Source organism: Mangrovibacter phragmitis (genome assembly GCF_001655675.1).
Lineage (GTDB): Bacteria > Pseudomonadota > Gammaproteobacteria > Enterobacterales > Enterobacteriaceae > Mangrovibacter > Mangrovibacter phragmitis.
This window is the reverse complement of sequence record NZ_LYRP01000003.1, coordinates 119,007-139,671: the sequence shown is the minus strand read 5'-3', so window position 1 is coordinate 139,671 and position 20,665 is coordinate 119,007. Positions and strand designations below refer to the sequence as shown.

Sequence of the window (20,665 nt, the reverse complement as noted above, 5' to 3'; positions counted from 1 at the left end):
ACCGGAGTGGACGCATCACTGGTGTTCGGGTTGTCATGCCAATGGCACTGCCCGGTAGCTACATGCGGAAGAGATAAGTGCTGAAAGCATCTAAGCACGAAACTTGCCCCGAGATGAGTTCTCCCTGACTCTTTGAGAGTCCTGAAGGAACGTTGAAGACGACGACGTTGATAGGCCGGGTGTGTAAGCGCAGCGATGCGTTGAGCTAACCGGTACTAATGAACCGTGAGGCTTAACCTTACAACGCCAAAGATGTTTTGGTGTGAGAGAGACGAAATTTTCAGCCTGTTGACGGATAAGTAAAGTCGTGATGGATTTTACGTTATGGCAAGGCGCAGAGCCGCACCGCGTAAGGAGCATACTGAAGTATGTGACTGAGCGAGCAGGCGAGAGCAACACAGCAAGAACGTAAAAGAGACACGACCGAGCACAAAGAATCTGCCTGGCGGCAAGAGCGCGGTGGTCCCACCTGACCCCATGCCGAACTCAGAAGTGAAACGCCGTAGCGCCGATGGTAGTGTGGGGTCTCCCCATGCGAGAGTAGGGAACTGCCAGGCTTTAATTAAGAAGAACCCTCAGCGAAAGCTGGGGGTTTTTTGCTTTTGTGTCTTCAGAAAATTAACGGCTAATCAGAAGACAACTGACGTGCGCAGAGCTAACTCAGATATCACCACAAATGTGTTATGCCGCAATAGATAACAAACATAAGCTGACATCAAATAAGAAAGTGAGATAACTGGCTTAATAAGGAAGAAATAACAGGAGAGAAGAAAACCTTGCCTGGCGAAACCAGACAAGGAAATAAAGGTAAGTTATAACATTCTACTAATCAACTTATCGATACGAATCCGGCGTAAACGGCGAATGAGTTTACGAACTTTAATCGGGTAGTCTGCAATACTTTGCAGGTCACGATAATGCTGAACGATGGTTGTGTGCTGGCGAATTAGCTGGAGTTCATGCTCTCGTGGAGCTTCCAGTTCATTAAGTGGATCATGTACCAGAATGGCATTTTCAAGATCAAGCCGCCATGCACGAGGATTCAGGTTGTTGCCCGTTAGCAGCATCCATTCAGTATCTACCCACATACCTTTCAGGTGGTAGCTATTGTCAGCATCTTTCCATAAACGAACAATTAACTGACCACTGTTGACATAATATTGCAACCGGCTAATAAACCTGCGCAAATTGATCTCATAAAGATATGGTAAGGCACCAATAATTTTAAACGGCTGATCTTCAGGAATATAGAAATCATTGGCGGTTTTATCACCCACAATAATTTCGACTTGTTTCCCGGCTCGTAGTAGCCCAATGATATTACGGACTAAAATAGCGGGTAAATTAAAATAGGGGGTGCAGATGGTCAACTTGTGTTCAGTGCATGGAATCAGGTGGCAAATGGTTCGGTTCAGTAAACTGGATTTACCAAGACCAACCAGTGGTGTCACCGATAGTGTTTCGTTATCTGACCGCCCGGTATAATGGTAGCTACTTTCCCGTAGTTTCTGCCGGTATAAGCGAATATCATTTTTGATATCCTGACTTTTTGGCCGCTCAGGGGCATCGAGCCGGTTTACAGCCATGCCAGCTACCAAATTTTGTTTTACCCAAACATACAGCGTATCTGCCAGAGCGCTGTTGCGGATTAAGTGGTAGCGATCGTAGCGGTATTTATCATGTTGATGAAGGTATACATCGTTCAAACTGGCACCGCTGTACAAAACAGCGTTATCAATAATGAAACCTTTAAAATGCAGTACACCCAATGCTTCACGCGTATTGACAGGAACGCCATAGACGGGAATAACCGTACCTGGATGTTCAGAAGCCATTCTGGCATACCAGTCTGCGTTTGTGTCCGATGCTGCCGCACCTATGCGCCCGCGTTGTGCACGGTGCCAGTCAACCAGTACAGTTACCTCTAATTCCGGGCGGAGCTTTTTAGCCTGATACAGGGCTGCAAGCACTGCCTGTCCGCCATCATCCTGCTCCAAATATAGCGCAACAATACAGATGCGCCTTGTCGCCGTCGCTATTTTTTCCAGCAGTGTTTCCCTGAAATCTGCAGGGGAAAAAAAGAACTCAACATCATCAACTGACTGAGGAAGCTTGGGTAACTGGGCAAGGTGTTGTTGATGTTTATTTCGCTTAAGTCTGGACAACATCACAGTGCTAATCTTCTCTCTATTTAAGGCTGCCAGACGCTTGAGCCTGGCGACAGAATCTGTCGATGATACCACTACAAGGCATGAATGTAGCTAACATATTCATAATTCAGACTCTGTTGATAGTGGCAGAGACAGGCTGACAATGCCATCTTCCAGCATCGTCTCAATATGAAACCCCAGTTTTTTGGCGAGCGTTATCATCCCCTGATTTCCAGGCATGGTGATGCCGTTTAAATTATTGAGCCCATGTTCACGGGTATAGTTGATAAGTTTTTCCATCAACTTTCTCCCTAATCCCAACCCTTTAAGATCAGAGCGAACCAATACGGCAAATTCGGCATCGACATTATCAGGATCTGATATTGCCCGTGATACACCGATAATTTCATCCCCTCCAGGTGTTGAACGAACGGCGACAAAAGCCATTTCTCGATCGTAGTCTATCTGCGTCATGTTAGCTAAATCGTCATGGGTAAATTCATTGATTTCGCTGAAATAACGGTAATAGAGATCTTCTTTAGTTACCTGGCTGATAAACAGTTGCAGCAAGGGTTCATCCTCAGGAAGAATAGGGCGAAATAAACAGCTGGCACCACTTTTCAGTACGACTTGCTCTTCGAATTCATGAGGATAAGGGCGAATAACAAGCTGGCGTTGTACTGTATTTTCTTGAGGAACCAGTTGCAGTGTCACATCCAGCAAACTGAAATCACTGCCAGAAACCAGCAGTGGATGAATATCCAGCTTACTGATTTCCGGGCAATCAATAATCAGGTTAGATACTTGCACCAGAATGTGGCTCAGCCCGGTAATATCAAGTGGTGATAACGCACTTTGCCCACGGATCTTCCCTAATTTAATTGCCTGAATGATCAAATAGCGCGCAAGGTTCATATTCAGGGGAGGTAAGGCAACAACAGCTTGTTTATCTGGTTGCCAGTCCCGGCCACCTTCACCCAACATGATCAGCGGACCAAAAAGAGGATCGTTATCCACCTGGATACGGAGTTCCTGAGCTCCAGCCCGGTTAGCCATGCTTTGGACCAACAAACCATGAATACTTGCCTGAGGCCAGGTCAGCCTGACACGGTCAATAATTGCTTCTGCTGCATGCTCAACTTCAGCAGGGGTTCTGAGGTACAACATCACCCCCTGAACTTCGGACTTATGAGGAATATCCGGGGAACGTAATTTCAGGGCAACCGGGTAGCCAATTTGCTCTGCAATATGCACAGCTTCAGCGCTGTCACCAGCAATCCATGTTGGTAGTGTTTTCAGGCCATAAGCTTCCAGAATTGGGCGAACCTCATGGGTATCCAGTGTGGTGACGCCTTGCTCTAATGCTTGCTGTAATCTCCGGTGGGCTTCTGTTGTATTTTGTTGCAGGTTGGCGGGTAGTGCAGGGGTTTCACGCAATTGCTTTTGGTTGCGCCGGTATTCAACCATATGCATAAACGCGGTGATAGCACCTTCTGGTGTCCGGTAAGTAGGGATAGCTGCGTCACTGAATAACCGCCGGGCCTCAATCGAAGAATGCTCACCACACCAGTTTGTCAGGATGGTCAGGCGTCTGCCGCGCGGGTGCTGTTTCAATTGCTGGATAATCGCCTGAGCGCATTCTGTTGCCGGGGCTGCTGCACTGGGGGCGTGAATAATCAGCAACGTATCGATGTTACTGTCATCAAGCATACAGCTTAATGCCTGGCAATAATGTTCAGGAGTGGCATCATCCCGTAAATCGAGCGGGTTGCTGGCCTCCACACTGGCAGGAAGCAACTTTGCCAGTTGCCTACAGGTTTCTTCTGTTAGTTCACTTAGTTTGCCGTTTCTTAACCACAAAGCATCAATTGCCAGTGCGGCAGGTGCTGCCCCGTTACTCATGATCATAATCTTCTCGCCCTTTAGCGGGCGCATGTGGCTGAGGGTTTCTACTGCGGAGAAGAGATCATGAGTATCCTGAACACGCAACATACCTGCGCGCTGAATAGCCGCATCCCATGCAATATCCAGCCCACCGTGGGTTTTGAGTAACTTCCAGGCTTGCTCACTACGCCCGCTTTTGATGACAACAACAGGTTTGTTACGGGAGGCACTTCTCCCGGCAGACACAAAACGGCGGGCATCGGAAAGGTGTTCAAGATACAGCAGAATAGCGCTGGTCTTGCTATCCCGGGCTAAAAAGTCGAGCAGTTCATCTACGCTGATATCCAGGCTGTCGCCAAGCGCGACAAAATAAGAAAAACCCATTTCACGCTGTTGAGCCCAGTCAAGGATAGTGTTGGATACAGCAGCTGATTGGGAAATAAATGCCAGTTTTCCTTTGCGTATAGGAACAGGAGAAAAACTGGCATTCAGCCCTTGCCAGGGAGCAAGTAACCCGAGGCTGTTAGGGCCAAGAATGCGCATTTGCCATTGTTGGGCACAGGAGAGCAGCTCAGCCTGTTGCTCTGGGGGAGAAGAAAGCACAATACATGTTTTGCAGCCTTTTTTACCCAGTGCTGTTAGTAACTCAATGTTGCGTTTGGCATGGGTACAAAGTACGGCGAGATCTGGCGAAAAAGGTAATGCACTTACTTCAGGCCATGCCAGAACACCACAAACTGCTTTCCATGCAGGTGTTACGGGCAATACAGGGCCTTTGAACCCACCGGCCAGTAAGTTTTGCATCATCAGAAAACCTGCACGCCCGGGTTTCATTGAGGCACCAATAACGGCAATCGATGCCGGGCGTAATAGTGCTTCCAGTCCTCTCTGGCTCATCTTCCTCTCCCTAAGAGATATGACTCGCTGAGTTTAAATGCTTTCTTCCAGTTTTGCTGTGACCTTGTGTGAATGATGAGCTTTTCCGGCAAGATAACGTTCGCGGAACAGCGTGAAATGCCGGGTTAATTGCCGGGATGCAAAAACATCACCAGACAGTTCCAGCAAGGCAATAGCCACTTCAGCTGTGCAATACTGCCCTTCACCGTGAGCTTCACGTAACTGGTAGGCGGAAGTGGCATTCAAATCGACAGAAATGACCGGTAGCGTGTCCAGCCAGGGGCTTTTACGAAACATTTTTCGGGCTTCGCTCCATGTCCCATCCAGCATAATAAACAGTAGCGGTTTCCCGGTAGTCGGGGGCCGATGATATACCTTGCGTGATTCACCCGTATCACTGGCCGGAAACACGACCATAGGTTGCCAGTCACCTGATGAAATTAATGATAATAGCGGTTCTGGTGGTTCGGTGCGTGACCACTGAAATGCGGTTGTTCCCGGCAGAATATCTGCAATCAGGCGGCCTGTATTACTCGGCTTCAATGGCTCAGTATCGTACATGAGTAAACTGAACTGGCTGCGTGAGGGTGCTGTAACCAGGGTGTCACATAAGCACTGCGTCAGTGCAAGCAGGCAGCGCTGGCAGCGACGAACCTTGTTGCCACGGGCAAGAAATGGGCGAGTGGACCGGGCGAGTCTTGCCTCGCGTAAGCGGAGAACGGCGTTATCGTGCATGGAAGTGGCTTACAAGAAAAACGCCATTCTCTCAGAGTGGAGATATTGGAACAAGTGATTCAGGATTGTGTTTCCAGGCTTTCATTCAACCATTCATCAAACGGAGCTTTTGGCATAGCACCATTGAGCATATCCACCAGTTCGCCTTGTTTAAACATCATGATGGTGGGAATACTGCGGATACGAAAACGCGCACTTAATTCTTGTTCGGCTTCGGTGTTGATTTTCACGAAACGTATATGTTCGCGGCGTTCCTCCGCGACTTCTTCAAAAACAGGCGCGAAGTTACGGCACGGGCCGCACCAGGGAGCCCAAAAATCAATAACAACAGGCAGGTCATCTTTGAGGATTGTGTCCAGTGTTTTACTGGTAGCATTGACGATACTGCCATCAAACAGTGCGTGACCGCACCGGCCACATTTTGCGCCATCCTGGAGGCGTTCTTCGGGAAGGCGATTGATGGACTGGCAGGCGGTACATACTGTTTTCATAGTTAACCTCAACGATAATTCGTCACTGTGAAGTTACGGATAAATGTTTAATATATGTTGCGTATTATTATTGTTAAGGTTGCTAACAGCAATGCGATTTATTCGATGGGTACAATAGTTGTTAGCTTTTGCGTAAAGGAAATAGATAACGCTTGCTACATCAGGTAATCTTCGCGCTTCGCGCAGCGCTGGTGGAGAAAGAGAATGAGCGACGAGATGAAAGGTAAGAGCGGTAAAGTGAAGGTGATGTATGTTCGTTCGGATGATGCCTCAAGTGAACGTGGGCGTAATCCCCGCACAGGCAAAGGCGGCGGACGTCCGGATAAACCATCCCGGGGACAAGGGAAAGGTCCACGTAAAGACACTGACGGCAAGGCGTCGCGCGAACGTTCTCCATGGCGTACTGTGTCCAGAGCGCCCGGTGAAACAGAACAGCCTGAAGTGGATCATGGTGGTATTAGTGGTAAAAGCTTTATCGACCCGGAAGTTTTACGTCGGCAACGGGCAGAAGAAACGCGCGTATATGGCGTCAATGCCTGCCTGGCATTATTCCAGAATCGTCCTGAAGCGATTGTCCGTGGTTGGTTTGTTCAGAGCGTAACCCCGCGCTTCAAAGAGGCCTTGCGCTGGATGGCCGCTAACCGCAAAGCATACCATGTGGTTGATGATGAAGAACTCACGAAAGCGTCAGGTACTGAACATCATGGTGGTGTGTGTTTCCTGATTAAAAAGCGCCGTGGTATTGAAGTAGATACCTGGGTAAGCCAGGCTGGCGAAACTGATTGTGTTCTCGCGCTTGAAGATGTCAGTAATCCTCATAACCTGGGGGGGATCGTTCGCTCCTGCGCACACTTTGGTGTGAACGGGGTTTTGGTGAATGATGCCGGGTTACTGGAATCTGGTGCTGCGGTGAGAACAGCAGAAGGCGGAGCCGAGCATGTTAGCGCGATTACCTCCAGTAGTGTTGAGGAAGCGCTGCGTCAGTTCAGGGCTGCAGGCTACACCATTGTTGGCACCTCTGGGAAAGGTGGTACACCTTTATTTTCAGCAGAGTTGCCGAAAAAGGTTGTTTTGCTGATTGGCCGTGAAGGCAGTGATGAGAAGCATGAAGCTCTGCTCAATTCCGATTTGCATGTCTCAATTGATGGAATCGGCAGTGCCAGTAGCCTGAACGTCTCCGTAGCCAGCGGGATTATTCTTGCTGAATGGTGGCGCCAGAATCACTAAGTATTTTCAGGCGTAATGAACAAGCCGGGGCATTGATTTTGCGCCGGCTTTTTTACAGGCGTTACGCTTGTGGTGCTTCAGGTAAATGAGGTACCCAATCAATGGGTGGCAGGCCACGTTCAGCTAAATACTCATTGGCCTTAATAAAATGCCCACATCCAAAGAAACCACGGTGAGCAGATAGCGGCGACGGGTGAGGAGCCTGTAAAACGACATGTCTTTGTCGGTCGATTATACTGCCTTTTTTCTGGGCATGGGCGCCCCATAACAGAAAAACGACACCTTCACAGTGCGCATTAATCAATGAAATCACTTTATCTGTGAATGTTTCCCAGCCAAAACTGGCGTGAGAATGCGCTTTCCCTGCCTCAACGGTTAGCACTGTGTTGAGCAGCAATACTCCCTGCCGTGCCCAGCTTTCAAGATAGCCATGGTTCGGGCGTTGAAAACCGGGTAACGAACCTTCCAGCTCTTTATACATATTCACTAGTGATGGCGGTGGTGCAATGCCTGGCAGCACAGAGAAAGCCAGACCATGGGCTTGCCCCGGGCCGTGATAAGGGTCCTGACCCAGAATCACGACTTTGATATCACCTAATTCTGTATAACGAAATGCATTAAACACATCTTTTGCTGGTGGGTAGACGGTAATACCAGACCGGCGAACATCAGCCACTCTTTGCAGTGTTTCGATGAAATAAGGTTGCTGTTTTTCCTCAGCCAGCACATCGTGCCAGGTTAGTTTTCCTGCCATGCCTCTCTCCCACAATTTTTCTGGAGCTAGCTTACCCTGTTCCCCCTACGAAGCAAAATAGCACCTTCATTTTTGTTTATTTCATTCAATTTTTTTTGAAAATTTACAAAACTTTTATCCATCAATGAAACGCATAAGTTGATGTAAAACAAATAGAACTATTAATGACCTTTTTAGTCGCATGGTTTTCTTTGATTAAAATCAAAGAATGCAGGCCTGGTGACTGGTATACAAACAATATCGCAACAATGGTTTTACCAATTGGCCAGGCACTGGCCATTAAAATCACGAAGAACTGCTCTTAGGGAGACATAGCATGATTACTGGTATTCAGATTACAAAAGCTGCAAATGACGATTTGATGAACTCTTTCTGGCTGCTGGACAGCGAAAAAGGTGAAGCACGTTGTGTTTGTGCTAAAGCAGGCTTTGCCGAAGATGAAGTGGTTTCAGTTAGCAAACTGGGTGAAATCGAATATCGTGAAATCCCAATGGAAGTTAAACCAGAAGTTCGTGTTGAAGGTGGTCAGCACCTGAACGTGAATGTGCTGCGTCGTGAAACACTGGAAGACGCAGTAAAACACCCGGAAAAATACCCGCAACTGACTATTCGTGTTTCTGGTTATGCAGTGCGTTTTAACTCACTAACGCCAGAACAGCAGCGTGATGTTATTGCCCGTACTTTCACTGAAAGTCTGTAATAGCACGCCAACCGTTTTTTCAGCGCCATACCTGCGGGTGTGGCGTTTTTTTTGTATTCATGGCTGGTCAAAACAAATAATAAGGCCCGTACATGAGCACAGGCCTGTCGTGTGGAATAACGTGTCCAGGATTAATTATGACTGTTTGTCAGTGCCTTCTGCTTCCGGTGAAGCCTGTTTAGCAGCAGCGGCTGGCTTGCGCCTTTTACCCACATTTTTGGTGTCACGGTGGCGCTGCTTCACTCGCCCTTTTGTTTTATTCTGCTCTTTTTTCTTCTCTTCACGGCGAGCTTTAACCTTTTTGGACGGTTTCCCTTTCAGTTTGTCACTCGGGGTTCGCGTGGTCGGCCTGAGCTCCTCAATAATGCGCGATTTGAGTGGCTCCTGAATATAACGCTCAATTTTGCCCAGCAATAAATGGTCGTGCGCTTCAACTAACGAAATAGCTGTCCCTTTGCGCCCGGCGCGGCCGGTTCTGCCAATGCGGTGAAGATAAGTGTCGCTCCCTCGCGGTAAGTCGAAGTTAAATACATGGCTGACATCAGGAATATCAATACCGCGAGCGGCAACATCCGTAGCAATAAGCACATTAACCCGGCCATCGGTCAGGCGTTTGATTGCTTCATTACGTTTAGCCTGAACCATTTCTCCCTCGAGATAACAGGTTTGAATTCCGGCATCACGCAGCCACCCGGCTAACTCATGCACACGCTCACGCTTACGCACAAAAACAATAGAACGTGTAACATCAGGCTGACCCAGCAGGTTTACCAGCAACGCAGTTTTATGCTCAACGTTGTCAGCGCGGTAATACCACTGGTGTATTTTTTTACGCTCACGAACGGATGGGGTGGCAGACACTTCGGCCGGGTCTTCAAGTAAACGTTCAGCAAAATCTTTTATCGCCTGCCCTTCAAGGGTGGCGGAAAACAACATGGTTTGTTTACGCCAGCGAGTTTCACCTGATATATGCTCAATATCCTGGGCAAACCCCATATCCAGCATCCGGTCTGCTTCATCGAGAATCAGCATTTCAACGGCGCGACAGTCGAAATTCTCTTCTTTAATGTATTGCAGCAGGCGGCCAGTCGTTGCGACAACAATGTCCTGGTTTTCACTGAATACTTCTGCGTGGTTCATGTAAGCGACGCCGCCAGTAATGGTGGCAATATCCAGCTTTGTATGGGCAGCCAGCTCTTTGGCATGCTCTGCAACCTGCATAGCCAGCTCGCGAGTCGGAGTGAGGATCAACACCCGAGGAGGCCCGGACTTTTTACGCGGAAAATCGAGCAGATGTTGCATCACCGGCAGTAAGTAAGCCGCAGTCTTCCCGGTTCCAGTTGGTGCAGAGCCCAGGATATCGCGCCCCTCCAGTGCAGGAGGAATTGCCTCAGCCTGAATAGCTGTCGGGCGAGTAAAGCCTTTATCCTGGAGTGCATCCAGCAGGCTTTCATCAAGTTCGAGTTCGGAAAAAGTGGTTACAGTCATCATCTACCTCTGAGTGGGGGGGCGATTATAGACGTTTAGGCTAATATGTTCATCTCTAATATCATGAACCCCTTTCCCCGTAACGCCCTTTCTCCTATGCTACAACGGATTCAGGTAAAGGTAGCAAGTATGACCGGGCATAAAGCAGTACTTCGTCGGGGTGGGTTCACCTTCAAACAATTTTTTGTGGCTCACGACCGTTGTGCGATGAAAGTCGGAACTGATGGTGTACTCCTGGGGGCCTGGGCACCTGTAGCCGGCGTGAAGCGCATTCTGGATATTGGCACGGGAAGTGGCTTACTGGCATTGATGCTGGCTCAGCGCACCCATGGGCATGCGTTCATTGATGCTGTTGAGATTGATAATGCAGCCGCTATTCAGGCACGGGAAAATGTCGCAGCTTCGCCATGGGCAGATAAAATTACGGTTTACCAGTCTGATATTAAACAGTGGCATTTGCAGCATACTGAACGTTATGAACTTATTGTCAGTAACCCGCCGTACTTCGACAAAGGTGTATCCTGCGCAACACCTGAGCGTGAACATGCTCGTTACACTACGCAACTCGATCATAGCTCTCTGTTGCAATGCGCGGCAGACCGCATTACTGAACAGGGTTTTTTTTGTGTCGTTTTGCCAGAATCAATAGGGCAGGCTTTTGTGTTGCAGGCAGAACAACAAGGCTGGCATTGCCGTTTTCGTGCGAATATCACTGAGCATGAAGGTAAACCGCCACACCGCGTGTTGCTCGGTTTGTCGCCCAGCGCCGGGGAATTCTTTGCAGAGCAAATTGTTATCCGTGGGTCAGACCAGCGTTACTCAGAGGCTTACACTGGCCTGACCCAGGACTTCTATTTATTTATGTAGCTGGTGGGTGAAAGAATCGTTGGCCCGGATTCAGGCAACATATCCGGGTAATCCAGTGTGTAATGCAGCCCACGGCTCTCTTTACGCATCAGGGCGCAACGGACAATTAATTCAGCAACCTGAACCAGGTTACGCAGTTCCAGTAGATTATTAGAAACGCGGAAATTGGCATAATATTCATGAATTTCTTGCTGAAGCATCATGATACGCCGTAACGCCCGCTCAAGACGTTTATTGGTTCGTACAATCCCCACGTAATCCCACATCAACAGGCGAAGCTCATGCCAGTTATGCTGAATGACCACTCGTTCATCGGCATCATCAACCCGGCTTTCATCCCATACTGGCAGGTATTGGGCATGTTTGGTTGCCGGCAGTCGCTTGTTGATATCTTCTGCCGCTGACCAGCCATACACCAGGCATTCCAACAGTGAATTCGATGCCATGCGGTTGGCGCCATGCAGACCGGTATAGCTTACTTCACCAATGGCATATAACCCGTCAATATCGGTTCTTCCGTGTTCATCAATCATCACACCGCCGCAAGTGTAATGCGCTGCGGGAACTACAGGAACAGGGTCGGTCGTTAAATCAATACCCAGCGTTAACAGCTTCTCGTAAATCATGGGGAAGTGCTGGCGAATGAAAGGTGCGGGTTTGTGGCTAATATTGAGGTACATGCAATCTGCGCCAAGGCGTTTCATTTCATGGTCAATTGCCCTGGCAACCACATCCCGGGGAGCCAGTTCTGCACGCGCATCAATCTCTGGCATAAAACGGGAACCATCTGCGCGAGTAAGATAGGCGCCTTCGCCCCGGAGTGCTTCCGTTAATAAGAAATTGCGTGCCTGTGGGTGAAATAACGCAGTGGGATGGAACTGGTTAAATTCAAGGTTTGCCACCCGGCAACCTGCGCGCCAGGCCATAGCTACACCATCACCAGAAGCAATATCCGGGTTTGTCGTATACTGGTAGACCTTTGATGCCCCTCCGGTTGCCAGTACCACAGAACGTGCCTTGCAGGTTTCTACTTTTTCTTTTTCACGGTTCCAAATCCATGCGCCGACAACTCGCCGGGTGCCGGATAAGCCAATCTTGTCTGAAATGATCAGGTCGACGGCATTAAACCGTTCGAGAACGCGAATATTAGGGTGGCTTAACGCCTGGCTGACAAGGGTGGTTTCGACTGCTTTACCTGTGGCATCGGCTGAGTGAAGAATTCGGCGATGGCTGTGCCCACCTTCACGAGTCAGGTGATAACCAGCTTCACCATTGGGCTGAGTTTCCGTATCGAACATCACGCCCTGGTCTATCAACCATTGCACACAATGTCGGGCATTGCTGGCAACAAACTCCACAGCACTCTGTTCGCAAATACCCGCTCCGGCTATCAGCGTATCTTCCACATGCGCTGTAACACTGTCTGTTTCATCAAAAACAGCAGCAATTCCGCCTTGTGCATAAAAAGTGGAGCCTTCGCTGATGGGGCCTTTGCTCAGTACAATCACCTTATGGTTGCTGGCAAGGCGTAACGCCAAAGACAAGCCCGCAGCACCACTCCCTATAATCAGCACGTCACTAATATAATCAGATGAAGTTGTCATGATATTGTGTTTAATTTACTAAACAAGATTTGCTGAGCATAGCACCTGGTTGTGAAAAAATGCATATTTTTTTTATTTTAGTAGCAAAGACTAAACAAGCGGGGTGGCGTCAGCCAGAGGAAAAGCAAATTTAAGTAAATATTTGCGAGGCTTACTCTTAGTCAGTGATTTTAAGGTGAAAAAACATGATGCATGAGATACCCTGCACAAGCCTGAATGCAACTATCTGTTTCCAGAATTTGCGTTTAGCTGCGGCAAAAAAGAATGAAAATGATATTTGTCCGTAATCGATGAACAAAAACAATAGCGTAATGGAACTCTGGTTGTTTCTGCGTGTCTTAGCTGGTGCTTGCTCATTGTGCGAAGACAGAGTGGCAGTTTGGTTACGCGTAGGAATTTGGGTTTGGGGAGAAATTACCTCGGATGAGCGAGCAGTTAGCGGATCAGGTTCTTGTCGAACGGGTCCAGAAGGGAGATCAAAAATCATTCAACTTACTGGTTGTTCGCTACCAGCATAAGGTTGCGAGTTTGGTTTCCCGTTATGTTCCTTCAGGTGATGTACCTGATGTGGTTCAGGAATCTTTCATTAAGGCATATCGCGCGCTGGATTCTTTCCGGGGTGAAAGTGCTTTTTATACCTGGCTGTATCGTATTGCGGTGAATACCGCGAAAAATTACCTGGTTGCTCAGGGGCGTCGCCCACCATCCAGCGATGTTGATGCAAATGATGCTGAAAATTTCGAAACGGGTGGGGCATTAAAAGAAATTTCGAACCCTGAGAACTTAATGTTGTCTGAGGAACTGAGACAGATTGTTTTCCGGACAATTGAGTCCCTCCCGGAAGATTTGCGTATGGCTATTACATTGCGGGAGATTGAAGGGCTGAGTTATGAAGAGATCTCAGCCATCATGGACTGCCCTGTGGGTACTGTTCGTTCACGTATCTTCCGGGCCAGGGAAGCAATTGATAATAAAGTTCAACCGCTTATCCGGCGTTGACGATAGCGGCATACTGGAAAAAGGTATCTAGGCATGCAGAAAGAAAAACTTTCCGCTCTTATGGATGGTGAAACTCTGGACAGTGAAACTATCAGCGAGTTATCGCGCGATAAATCACTATTACAGACGTGGGAAAGCTATCACCTTATCCGTGACACTCTCCGTGGCGATACAGGAACAGTCCTGGATTTGGATATTTCCGCCCGTGTTATGGAAGCCATAGAAAAAGAGCCCGCACGTAACCCGTCGCCTCTTATTACAGAATCTCAGCCAACGCCTCACCAATGGCAAAAAATGCCGTTTTGGAAAAAGCTTCGCCCCTGGGCGAGTCAGCTCACCCAAATTGGTGTGGCCGCGTGCGTATCGCTTGCCGTGATAGTTGGCGTGCAGCAATATAATACCGGTGGCAGGGCAACTGATTCTGTTGCTCAGCCTGAAACTCCGGTGTTCAATACTTTACCCATGATGGGTAAAGCCAGCCCGGTTAGCCTTGGTGTGCCGTCTGACAGCATGAGTGTGGATGGCGGCCAGCAACAAATGCAGGAACAACGTCGTCGCATTAATGCCATGCTACAGGACTACGAACTGCAGCGCCGGTTGCACGCAGAAAAACTGCAATTTGAACAGGCGCAAACCAGGCAGGCGGGTATTGAAGTTCCCGGCAATCAAACTTTAGGAACGCAATCGCAGTAATGAAGCAGCTTTTGTGCATTGTCTCTTTACTGGCTGGTAGTGTTTTTTTTACGCAGAACGCCTCGGCAGATACTACATCGCCCGGGGCGTTGTTGCAGGAAATGAACCATGCCAGCCAGTCCCTGAACTATGAGCTTTCTTTTATCAGCATCAATAAACAGGGTGTGGAATCGCTACGTTATTCTCATGCCCGGCTGAACAATGAAACTCTGGCTCAACTCCTTCAGATGGATGGCCCTCGCCGTGAAGTCGTTCAGCGCGGCAATGAAATCAGCTATTTTGAGCCAGGTCTGGATCCTTTCACGCTTAACGGCGATTATATTGTCGATTCGTTACCTTCCCTGGTCTACAGCGATTTCAAGCGCCTCGCGCCTTATTATGATTTTATTCCGGTTGGCCGAACCCGGGTTGCTGACAGGTTGTGCGAGGTTGTGCGTATTGTTGCCCGAGATGGCACGCGCTACAGCTATATTGTCTGGCTGGATAGCGAAACACATCTTCCGCTGCGGGTTGACTTACTTGACCGTGATGGAGAAACACTGGAGCAGTTCCGGGTTATATCCTTTACAGTTGAAGCGCAAGTCCCGGATAAAATAAAGAAACTTGAAAAGGCCAGTTTACCGCCCTTGCTTTCAATGCCTGACACGGAAAAAAACAACTTTACCTGGGCACCGACCTGGCTACCACAAGGTTTTACTGAAGTATCCAGCAGCCGTCGTCCTATACCGACTCTTGATGTTCCTGTTGAGTCTCGCCTCTATTCTGATGGTCTGTTCAGTTTTTCGATAAATATTAACCGTGCTGAAGGTGTTACCGGTGATCAGTTATTACGGACTGGCCGGCGAACAGTCAGCAGTGAAGTGCGTAACAGCATGGAAATTACTGTTGTGGGTGAGTTGCCACCACAAACAGCAAAACGTATTGCAGACAGCGTGAAATTCAGGGCTACACAATGATTAAAGAGTGGGCAACCGTAATTTCCTGGCAAAATGGTACAGCGACAGTTCAGTGTGATGTGCAGAGTGGTTGTAGCCAGTGTTCATCACGCAAAGGTTGTGGTAGCCGGGTATTAAACAAACTTGGGCCAGAAACGGTACACCAAATTTCAGTTCACTCGAAAGAGCCGCTCCGTGCCGGGCAGAAAGTTGAACTGGGTATTGCTGAAAGCAGTTTGCTGGGTTCTGCTTTACTGGTTTATATGGTGCCACTCATTGGCTTGTTTATGGTGGCCGGTATTTGCCAGGGTGCATTTGCCAGCAACCTGTGGACTGGCATTGGCGCGCTGGCGGGTGGACTGCTGGGCTTTTGTGTTGCGCGCTGGGGAGCCTCCCGGCTGAGTGCACGCGCTTCAATGCACCCGGTGATTTTGAGCATTGGGTTGCCGCCTGACGCCTGGCGTACTGTTGATTCCTCTTCTGCCACTTCCAGGTAATCCCTCCCAAAAACAACAGGTGCCTGCTGCCGCCTCTCAATAAATGAAGTAACCGCGGCACAGGAGTGCATGAGCATTTCCTCGCTTTCTGGTTGTAGTGTAGAATGCAGCGTTTCAGGCACCAGTCGGCCATAAAGATAGCAGGCTTATACAGCGCATAACGCGTAGCCCCCCAGGATTTGAAAGGCATAAATCTCCACATATGAAGAACATACGCAACTTTTCTATCATCGCCCATATCGACCACGGTAAGTCGACGCTGTCGGACCGAATTATCCAGATTTGTGGCGGTTTGAGTGACCGGGAAATGGCCGCGCAGGTGCTGGATTCCATGGATCTTGAACGTGAGCGCGGTATTACCATTAAAGCGCAAAGCGTGACACTCGACTACAAAGCAACCGACGGCCAGGTTTACCAGTTAAATTTTATCGATACTCCAGGCCATGTTGACTTCTCCTATGAGGTGTCACGCTCTTTGGCCGCTTGTGAAGGAGCCCTGCTGGTGGTTGACGCCGGGCAGGGAGTTGAAGCGCAGACTCTGGCAAACTGCTACACCGCTATCGAGATGAATCTTGAAGTGGTGCCCGTACTGAACAAAATTGACTTACCGGCTGCAGACCCTGAGCGTGTCGCAGAAGAAATTGAAGACATTGTCGGTATTGATGCCGCTGATGCTGTTCGCTGCTCGGCTAAAACCGGTGTGGGTGTGCCCGAAGTGCTGGAGCGCCTGGTTCGGGATATTCCGGCTCCGGAAGGCAGCCCGGAAGCACCACTGCAGGCTTTGATTATCGACTCATGGTTCGATAACTACCTGGGTGTTGTCTCTTTGATTCGTATTAAAAACGGTAGCCTGCGCAAAGGCGATAAAATCAAGGTGATGAGCACCGGGCAGACCTACAATGCAGACCGTTTGGGTATCTTTACGCCAAAACAGGTTGATCGCGATGTCCTTAATTGCGGCGAAGTAGGTTGGTTAGTTTGCGCGATTAAAGATATCCATGGTGCGCCAGTGGGCGATACGCTTACTTTGGCCCGGGCACCAGCGGACAAAGCTTTGCCTGGTTTCAAAAAAGTGAAGCCACAGGTATACGCAGGGCTATTCCCGGTCAGTTCCGATGACTATGAAGCGTTTCGTGATGCGCTGGGTAAACTCAGCCTGAACGATGCATCTTTGTTCTATGAACCAGAGACGTCCAGTGCACTGGGCTTCGGTTTCCGCTGTGGGTTCCTTGGCCTGCTCCACATGGAGATTATCCAGGAGCGTCTGGAGCGTGAGTATGATCTGGATCTGATAACAACAGCGCCAACTGTGGTGTATCAAATTGAAACCACGGCAGGTGAAGAGCTGTATGTTGACAGCCCCTCCAAGTTACCTGCTATCAATAATATTGCAGAATTACGCGAACCTATTGCTGAATGTAACATGCTGCTGCCGCAGGAATATCTGGGTAACGTGATCACGCTGTGCATTGAGAAGCGTGGTGTGCAGACGAACATGGTCTACCACGGCAACCAGGTCGCGCTGACTTACGAAATTCCAATGGCCGAAGTGGTTCTGGATTTCTTCGACCGCCTGAAATCAACCTCGCGTGGTTATGCTTCGCTTGATTACAACTTCAAACGTTTCCAGACTTCCGACATGGTGCGTGTGGATGTATTAATCAATGGTGAGCGCGTGGATGCTCTGGCAATCATTACTCACCGGGATAACGCCCCTTATCGTGGCCGCGACCTGGTTGAGAAAATGAAAGAGTTGATTCCGCGTCAGCAATTTGACATTGCAATTCAGGCCGCGATTGGTAACCACATTATTGCCCGTTCGACGGTGAAACAGTTACGTAAAAACGTACTGGCAAAATGTTATGGTGGTGACGTCAGCCGTAAGAAGAAACTGCTACAGAAACAGAAAGAAGGTAAAAAACGCATGAAGCAGATCGGTAACGTAGAACTGCCTCAGGAAGCCTTCCTTGCAATTCTGCATGTGGGTAAAGATAGCAAATAATAAGGAGTTGGCATGGCAAATATGTTTGCCCTGGTCCTTGTCATTGCAACACTGGTGACGGGCGTATTATGGTGCATTGACAAGTTTATCTTTGCACCAAAGCGACGTGAGAAGCAGGCCGCCGCACAGGCGGCCACAGATGGTGCGCTGGATACGAAAACATTGAAGAAAGTTGGGCCTAAGCCCGGCTGGTTGGAAACTGGCGCATCAATTTTTCCGGTTCTTGCTATTGTTTTGATTGTGCGTTCATTTATCTTCGAACCCTTCCAAATTCCATCGGGTTCTATGATGCCGACGTTACTGATAGGCGATTTTATTCTGGTAGAAAAATTCGCCTATGGTATTAAAGATCCTATTTTCCAAAAAACACTGATTGAAACCGGGCACCCTAAACGTGGCGATATTGCAGTATTCAAATATCCCAAAGACCCGAGTCTTGATTACATTAAACGTGTTATTGGCCTGCCTGGTGATCGCATTACTTATGATCCATCAACCAAAGAACTGACTATTCAGCCGAATTGCAGTTCAGGCCAGGCATGTGGCAGTGCGTTGCCGATTACTTATTCGAACGTTGAAGCCAGTGATTTCGTTCAGACATTTGAACGGACCAGCGGTGGTGAGGCATCAAGTGGTTTCTGGCAATTGCCGCAAAACCAGACAAAAGATGGCGGTATCCGTCTTGCTGAGCGTAAAGAGAGCCTGGGTAACGTAACACACCGTATTCTTACGGTGCCTATTGCTCAGGATCAACTGGGTATGTATTACCAGCAACCGGGCCAACCACTGGCTACCTGGGTTGTGCCGCCGGGTGAATATTTCATGATGGGTGATAACCGTGATAACAGCGCAGACAGCCGTTATTGGGGGTTTGTACCTGAGGCTAATTTGGTTGGTAAAGCGACTGCAATCTGGATGAGCTTCGAAAAACAGGAAGGTCAGTGGCCGACTGGCATTAGATTTAGTCGAATAGGTGGTATTCATTAATTAAAAGATTAATCAGATAACGACATCCCTTGTTGTTGTGTATAGAATATCCCCCCGAGTTTTTAGGTTGGCTCCCTTAAATGGGAGCCACAGCACACGAAACAGGTTTGGAAATCAGCTCTGTTCCGTGTGCTGAATTGTTGACGCATTCATTAATTGGTATCACATGAACCCCATCTTAATTAATCGGCTTCAGCGGAAGCTGGGCTACACTTTTCATCATCAGGATCTTTTGCAGCAGGCATTAACCCACCGTAGTGCCAGTAGCAAGCATAATGAACGTCTGGAATTCCTTGGTGATTCTATTCTTAGTTATGTTATTGCTAATGCGCTCTATCACCGCTTTCCTCGGGTGGACGAAGGCGATATGAGCCGTATGCGAGCCACATTGGTACGGGGTAATACTCTGGCGGAAATTGCCCGTGAATTTGAGTTGGGCGAATGCCTGCGTTTAGGGCCGGGCGAATTGAAAAGTGGGGGGTTCCGTCGGGAGTCTATTCTGGCGGACACAGTAGAAGCACTGATTGGCGGTGTTTTTCTCGACAGTGATATTCAGACGGTGGAACGTTTGATCCTCAGTTGGTATCAAACACGCCTTGATGAAATCAGCCCGGGCGATAAACAAAAAGATCCGAAAACACGTTTACAAGAATTTCTGCAAGGGCGCCATTTACCATTGCCTGGTTATCTGGTTGTTCAGGTACGGGGCGAAGCCCATGACCAGGAATTTACGATTCACTGCCAGGTTAGTGGCCTGAGCGAGCCCGTGGTTGGCACTGGTTCCAGCCGCCGCAAAGCGGAGCAGGCAGCCGCTGAACAGGCGCTAAAACAGCTGGAGCTGGAATGAGCGAAGAAAATACTTACTGCGGGTTTATTGCAATAGTAGGGCGTCCGAACGTGGGTAAATCCACGTTGTTGAACAAACTGCTGGGGCAAAAGATTTCCATCACCTCGCGCAAAGCGCAGACGACACGTCACCGTATCGTCGGCATCCATACCGAAGGCCTGTATCAGGCAATTTATGTTGATACCCCAGGCTTACATATGGAAGAAAAACGGGCGATTAACCGCCTGATGAACCGTGCTGCAAGCAGCTCGATTGGCGATGTTGAACTGGTTATTTTCGTTGTTGAAGGTACCCGCTGGACGCCAGATGACGAAATGGTGCTCAACAAGCTAAAAGATGGCAAAGCGCCGGTAATTCTGGCTGTTAATAAAGTGGATAACGTGGCAGACAAAGCTGACCTGTTACCTCATTTACAGTTCCTGGGCCAGCAGATGAACTTCCTCGATATTGTGCCGATTTCCGCAGAAGACGGGACCAATGTTGACACCATCGCGAGCATTGTTCGTAAACATCTGCCGGAGGCTATTCACCATTTCCCGGAAGACTATATTACAGATCGCTCCCAGCGCTTTATGGCCTCAGAAATCATTCGTGAAAAACTGATGCGTTTCCTGGGGGCTGAATTACCGTATTCCGTTACCGTTGAAATTGAGCGTTTTGTTACTAACGAACGGGGTGGATACGATATCAATGGCCTGATTCTGGTGGAGAGAGAAGGTCAGAAAAAAATGGTTATTGGTAACAAAGGTGCCAAAATAAAAACCATTGGTATTGAAGCCCGCAAAGACATGGAAGACATGTTCGAAGCCAAAGTGCATCTTGAACTGTGGGTGAAAGTGAAATCAGGCTGGGCTGATGACGAGCGGGCGCTGCGTAGCCTGGGTTATGTCGATGATCTTTAAGGTCTG

At 48.7% G+C, this 20,665-nt stretch carries 18 protein-coding genes and 2 rRNA genes; 13 read left to right on the top strand and 7 right to left on the bottom strand.

The genetic code is table 11. The features are described from left to right. Positions 1–240, top strand: a 23S ribosomal RNA gene (locus tag A9B99_RS07080); the annotation flags it as partial. Between the two features lie 201 nt (positions 241–441). Then, positions 442–557: ribosomal RNA gene (gene rrf, locus A9B99_RS07075) — 5S ribosomal RNA — on the top strand. Between the two features lie 255 nt (positions 558–812). Here rrf and pssA read toward each other — a convergent pair. The 4 genes from pssA to trxC all read right to left on the bottom strand — a co-directional run bounded on the left by pssA (position 813) and on the right by trxC (position 6,157). Next, positions 813–2,168: a CDP-diacylglycerol--serine O-phosphatidyltransferase gene (gene pssA / locus A9B99_RS07070; protein ID WP_064596081.1), complete on the bottom strand. Its 1,356-nt coding sequence runs from the start codon at positions 2,166–2,168 to the stop codon at positions 813–815. 102 nt (positions 2,169–2,270) lie between these two features. Then, on the bottom strand, positions 2,271–4,931 hold the full coding sequence (locus A9B99_RS07065) for a bifunctional acetate--CoA ligase family protein/GNAT family N-acetyltransferase (RefSeq protein ID WP_064596080.1): 2,661 nt from the start codon (positions 4,929–4,931) through the stop codon (positions 2,271–2,273). Positions 4,932–4,964: 33 nt separating this feature from the next. Then, on the bottom strand, positions 4,965–5,666 hold the full coding sequence (locus A9B99_RS07060) for a tRNA-uridine aminocarboxypropyltransferase (RefSeq protein ID WP_064596077.1): 702 nt from the start codon (positions 5,664–5,666) through the stop codon (positions 4,965–4,967). Between the two features lie 59 nt (positions 5,667–5,725). Then, entirely contained in the window at positions 5,726–6,157 is a 432-nt protein-coding gene (trxC, locus tag A9B99_RS07055; RefSeq protein ID WP_064596075.1) for a thioredoxin TrxC, read from the bottom strand. Positions 6,158–6,361: 204 nt separating this feature from the next. On the opposite strand from trxC, the gene A9B99_RS07050 reads away from it, so the two are divergent. Then, positions 6,362–7,384 carry a tRNA/rRNA methyltransferase gene (locus A9B99_RS07050; RefSeq protein ID WP_064596073.1) on the top strand — a complete coding sequence of 341 codons (1,023 nt, stop codon included), beginning with the start codon at positions 6,362–6,364 and terminating at the stop codon, positions 7,382–7,384. Positions 7,385–7,445: 61 nt separating this feature from the next. Here the strand turns inward: A9B99_RS07050 and ung are convergent, their stop codons facing one another. Further along, entirely contained in the window at positions 7,446–8,138 is a 693-nt protein-coding gene (gene ung / locus A9B99_RS07045) for a uracil-DNA glycosylase (RefSeq protein ID WP_064596071.1), read from the bottom strand. Between the two features lie 316 nt (positions 8,139–8,454). Here ung and grcA point away from each other — a divergent pair, with 316 nt between their 5' ends. Beyond that, positions 8,455–8,838 (top strand): autonomous glycyl radical cofactor GrcA, encoded by a 384-nt coding sequence (grcA, locus tag A9B99_RS07040; RefSeq protein ID WP_036116431.1) that lies wholly within the window; start codon positions 8,455–8,457, stop codon positions 8,836–8,838. Positions 8,839–8,973: 135 nt separating this feature from the next. On the opposite strand, the gene srmB is transcribed toward grcA, so the two are convergent. Next, the gene (gene srmB / locus A9B99_RS07035) at positions 8,974–10,326 is read right to left on the bottom strand and encodes an ATP-dependent RNA helicase SrmB (protein WP_064596069.1); all 1,353 of its coding nucleotides are present in this window, start codon (positions 10,324–10,326) and stop codon (positions 8,974–8,976) included. A 129-nt stretch (positions 10,327–10,455) separates the two neighbouring features. Between srmB and trmN the strand changes: the two genes are divergently transcribed. Next, positions 10,456–11,193, top strand: a complete 738-nt coding sequence (trmN, locus tag A9B99_RS07030) for a tRNA(1)(Val) (adenine(37)-N(6))-methyltransferase TrmN (protein WP_064596068.1) — start codon at positions 10,456–10,458, stop codon at positions 11,191–11,193. Here the strand turns inward: trmN and nadB are convergent. Further along, positions 11,178–12,797: an L-aspartate oxidase gene (gene nadB / locus A9B99_RS07025; protein ID WP_064596065.1), complete on the bottom strand. Its 1,620-nt coding sequence runs from the start codon at positions 12,795–12,797 to the stop codon at positions 11,178–11,180. The genes trmN and nadB overlap by 16 nt on opposite strands. Before the next feature lie 423 nt (positions 12,798–13,220). Here nadB and rpoE point away from each other — a divergent pair, with 423 nt between their 5' ends. The 8 genes from rpoE to era all read left to right on the top strand — a co-directional run bounded on the left by rpoE (position 13,221) and on the right by era (position 20,659). Continuing rightward, entirely contained in the window at positions 13,221–13,796 is a 576-nt protein-coding gene (gene rpoE, locus A9B99_RS07020) for an RNA polymerase sigma factor RpoE (RefSeq protein ID WP_064596063.1), read from the top strand. A 33-nt stretch (positions 13,797–13,829) separates the two neighbouring features. Continuing rightward, positions 13,830–14,489: an anti-sigma-E factor RseA gene (gene rseA, locus A9B99_RS07015; RefSeq protein ID WP_064596062.1), complete on the top strand. Its 660-nt coding sequence runs from the start codon at positions 13,830–13,832 to the stop codon at positions 14,487–14,489. Beyond that, positions 14,489–15,445 (top strand): sigma-E factor regulatory protein RseB, encoded by a 957-nt coding sequence (rseB, locus tag A9B99_RS07010; protein WP_064596060.1) that lies wholly within the window; start codon positions 14,489–14,491, stop codon positions 15,443–15,445. The genes rseA and rseB overlap by 1 nt, the downstream gene beginning before the upstream one ends. Next, the gene (gene rseC, locus A9B99_RS07005; RefSeq protein WP_064596058.1) at positions 15,442–15,921 is read left to right on the top strand and encodes a SoxR-reducing system protein RseC; all 480 of its coding nucleotides are present in this window, start codon (positions 15,442–15,444) and stop codon (positions 15,919–15,921) included. The genes rseB and rseC overlap by 4 nt, the downstream gene beginning before the upstream one ends. A gap of 202 nt (positions 15,922–16,123) precedes the next feature. Further along, positions 16,124–17,923 (top strand): translation elongation factor 4, encoded by a 1,800-nt coding sequence (lepA, locus tag A9B99_RS07000; protein WP_064596056.1) that lies wholly within the window; start codon positions 16,124–16,126, stop codon positions 17,921–17,923. Positions 17,924–17,935: 12 nt separating this feature from the next. Then, positions 17,936–18,910 carry a signal peptidase I gene (lepB, locus tag A9B99_RS06995; RefSeq protein WP_064596054.1) on the top strand — a complete coding sequence of 325 codons (975 nt, stop codon included), beginning with the start codon at positions 17,936–17,938 and terminating at the stop codon, positions 18,908–18,910. A 166-nt stretch (positions 18,911–19,076) separates the two neighbouring features. Then, positions 19,077–19,757 carry a ribonuclease III gene (rnc, locus tag A9B99_RS06990; protein ID WP_064596052.1) on the top strand — a complete coding sequence of 227 codons (681 nt, stop codon included), beginning with the start codon at positions 19,077–19,079 and terminating at the stop codon, positions 19,755–19,757. Continuing rightward, on the top strand, positions 19,754–20,659 hold the full coding sequence (gene era / locus A9B99_RS06985; protein WP_064596050.1) for a GTPase Era: 906 nt from the start codon (positions 19,754–19,756) through the stop codon (positions 20,657–20,659). The genes rnc and era overlap by 4 nt, the downstream gene beginning before the upstream one ends. Positions 20,660–20,665 lie beyond the last annotated feature (6 nt).

Excerpts from the sequence above, each read along its gene's own strand:
- A9B99_RS07065 (WP_064596080.1), bottom strand. The coding sequence starts at position 4,931 with ATGAGCCAGAGAGGACTGGAAGCACTATTACGCCCGGCATCGATTGCC.
- rseB (WP_064596060.1), top strand. The coding sequence starts at position 14,489 with ATGAAGCAGCTTTTGTGCATTGTCTCTTTACTGGCTGGTAGTGTTTTT.
- trmN (WP_064596068.1), top strand. The coding sequence starts at position 10,456 with ATGACCGGGCATAAAGCAGTACTTCGTCGGGGTGGGTTCACCTTCAAA.
- ung (WP_064596071.1), bottom strand. The coding sequence starts at position 8,138 with ATGGCAGGAAAACTAACCTGGCACGATGTGCTGGCTGAGGAAAAACAG.
- grcA (WP_036116431.1), top strand. The coding sequence starts at position 8,455 with ATGATTACTGGTATTCAGATTACAAAAGCTGCAAATGACGATTTGATG.
- rnc (WP_064596052.1), top strand. The coding sequence starts at position 19,077 with ATGAACCCCATCTTAATTAATCGGCTTCAGCGGAAGCTGGGCTACACT.
- A9B99_RS07060 (WP_064596077.1), bottom strand. The coding sequence starts at position 5,666 with ATGCACGATAACGCCGTTCTCCGCTTACGCGAGGCAAGACTCGCCCGG.
- trxC (WP_064596075.1), bottom strand. The coding sequence starts at position 6,157 with ATGAAAACAGTATGTACCGCCTGCCAGTCCATCAATCGCCTTCCCGAA.
- rpoE (WP_064596063.1), top strand. The coding sequence starts at position 13,221 with ATGAGCGAGCAGTTAGCGGATCAGGTTCTTGTCGAACGGGTCCAGAAG.
- rseA (WP_064596062.1), top strand. The coding sequence starts at position 13,830 with ATGCAGAAAGAAAAACTTTCCGCTCTTATGGATGGTGAAACTCTGGAC.
- srmB (WP_064596069.1), bottom strand. The coding sequence starts at position 10,326 with ATGACTGTAACCACTTTTTCCGAACTCGAACTTGATGAAAGCCTGCTG.
- era (WP_064596050.1), top strand. The coding sequence starts at position 19,754 with ATGAGCGAAGAAAATACTTACTGCGGGTTTATTGCAATAGTAGGGCGT.
- rseC (WP_064596058.1), top strand. The coding sequence starts at position 15,442 with ATGATTAAAGAGTGGGCAACCGTAATTTCCTGGCAAAATGGTACAGCG.
- A9B99_RS07050 (WP_064596073.1), top strand. The coding sequence starts at position 6,362 with ATGAGCGACGAGATGAAAGGTAAGAGCGGTAAAGTGAAGGTGATGTAT.
- pssA (WP_064596081.1), bottom strand. The coding sequence starts at position 2,168 with ATGTTGTCCAGACTTAAGCGAAATAAACATCAACAACACCTTGCCCAG.
- nadB (WP_064596065.1), bottom strand. The coding sequence starts at position 12,797 with ATGACAACTTCATCTGATTATATTAGTGACGTGCTGATTATAGGGAGT.
- lepB (WP_064596054.1), top strand. The coding sequence starts at position 17,936 with ATGGCAAATATGTTTGCCCTGGTCCTTGTCATTGCAACACTGGTGACG.
- lepA (WP_064596056.1), top strand. The coding sequence starts at position 16,124 with ATGAAGAACATACGCAACTTTTCTATCATCGCCCATATCGACCACGGT.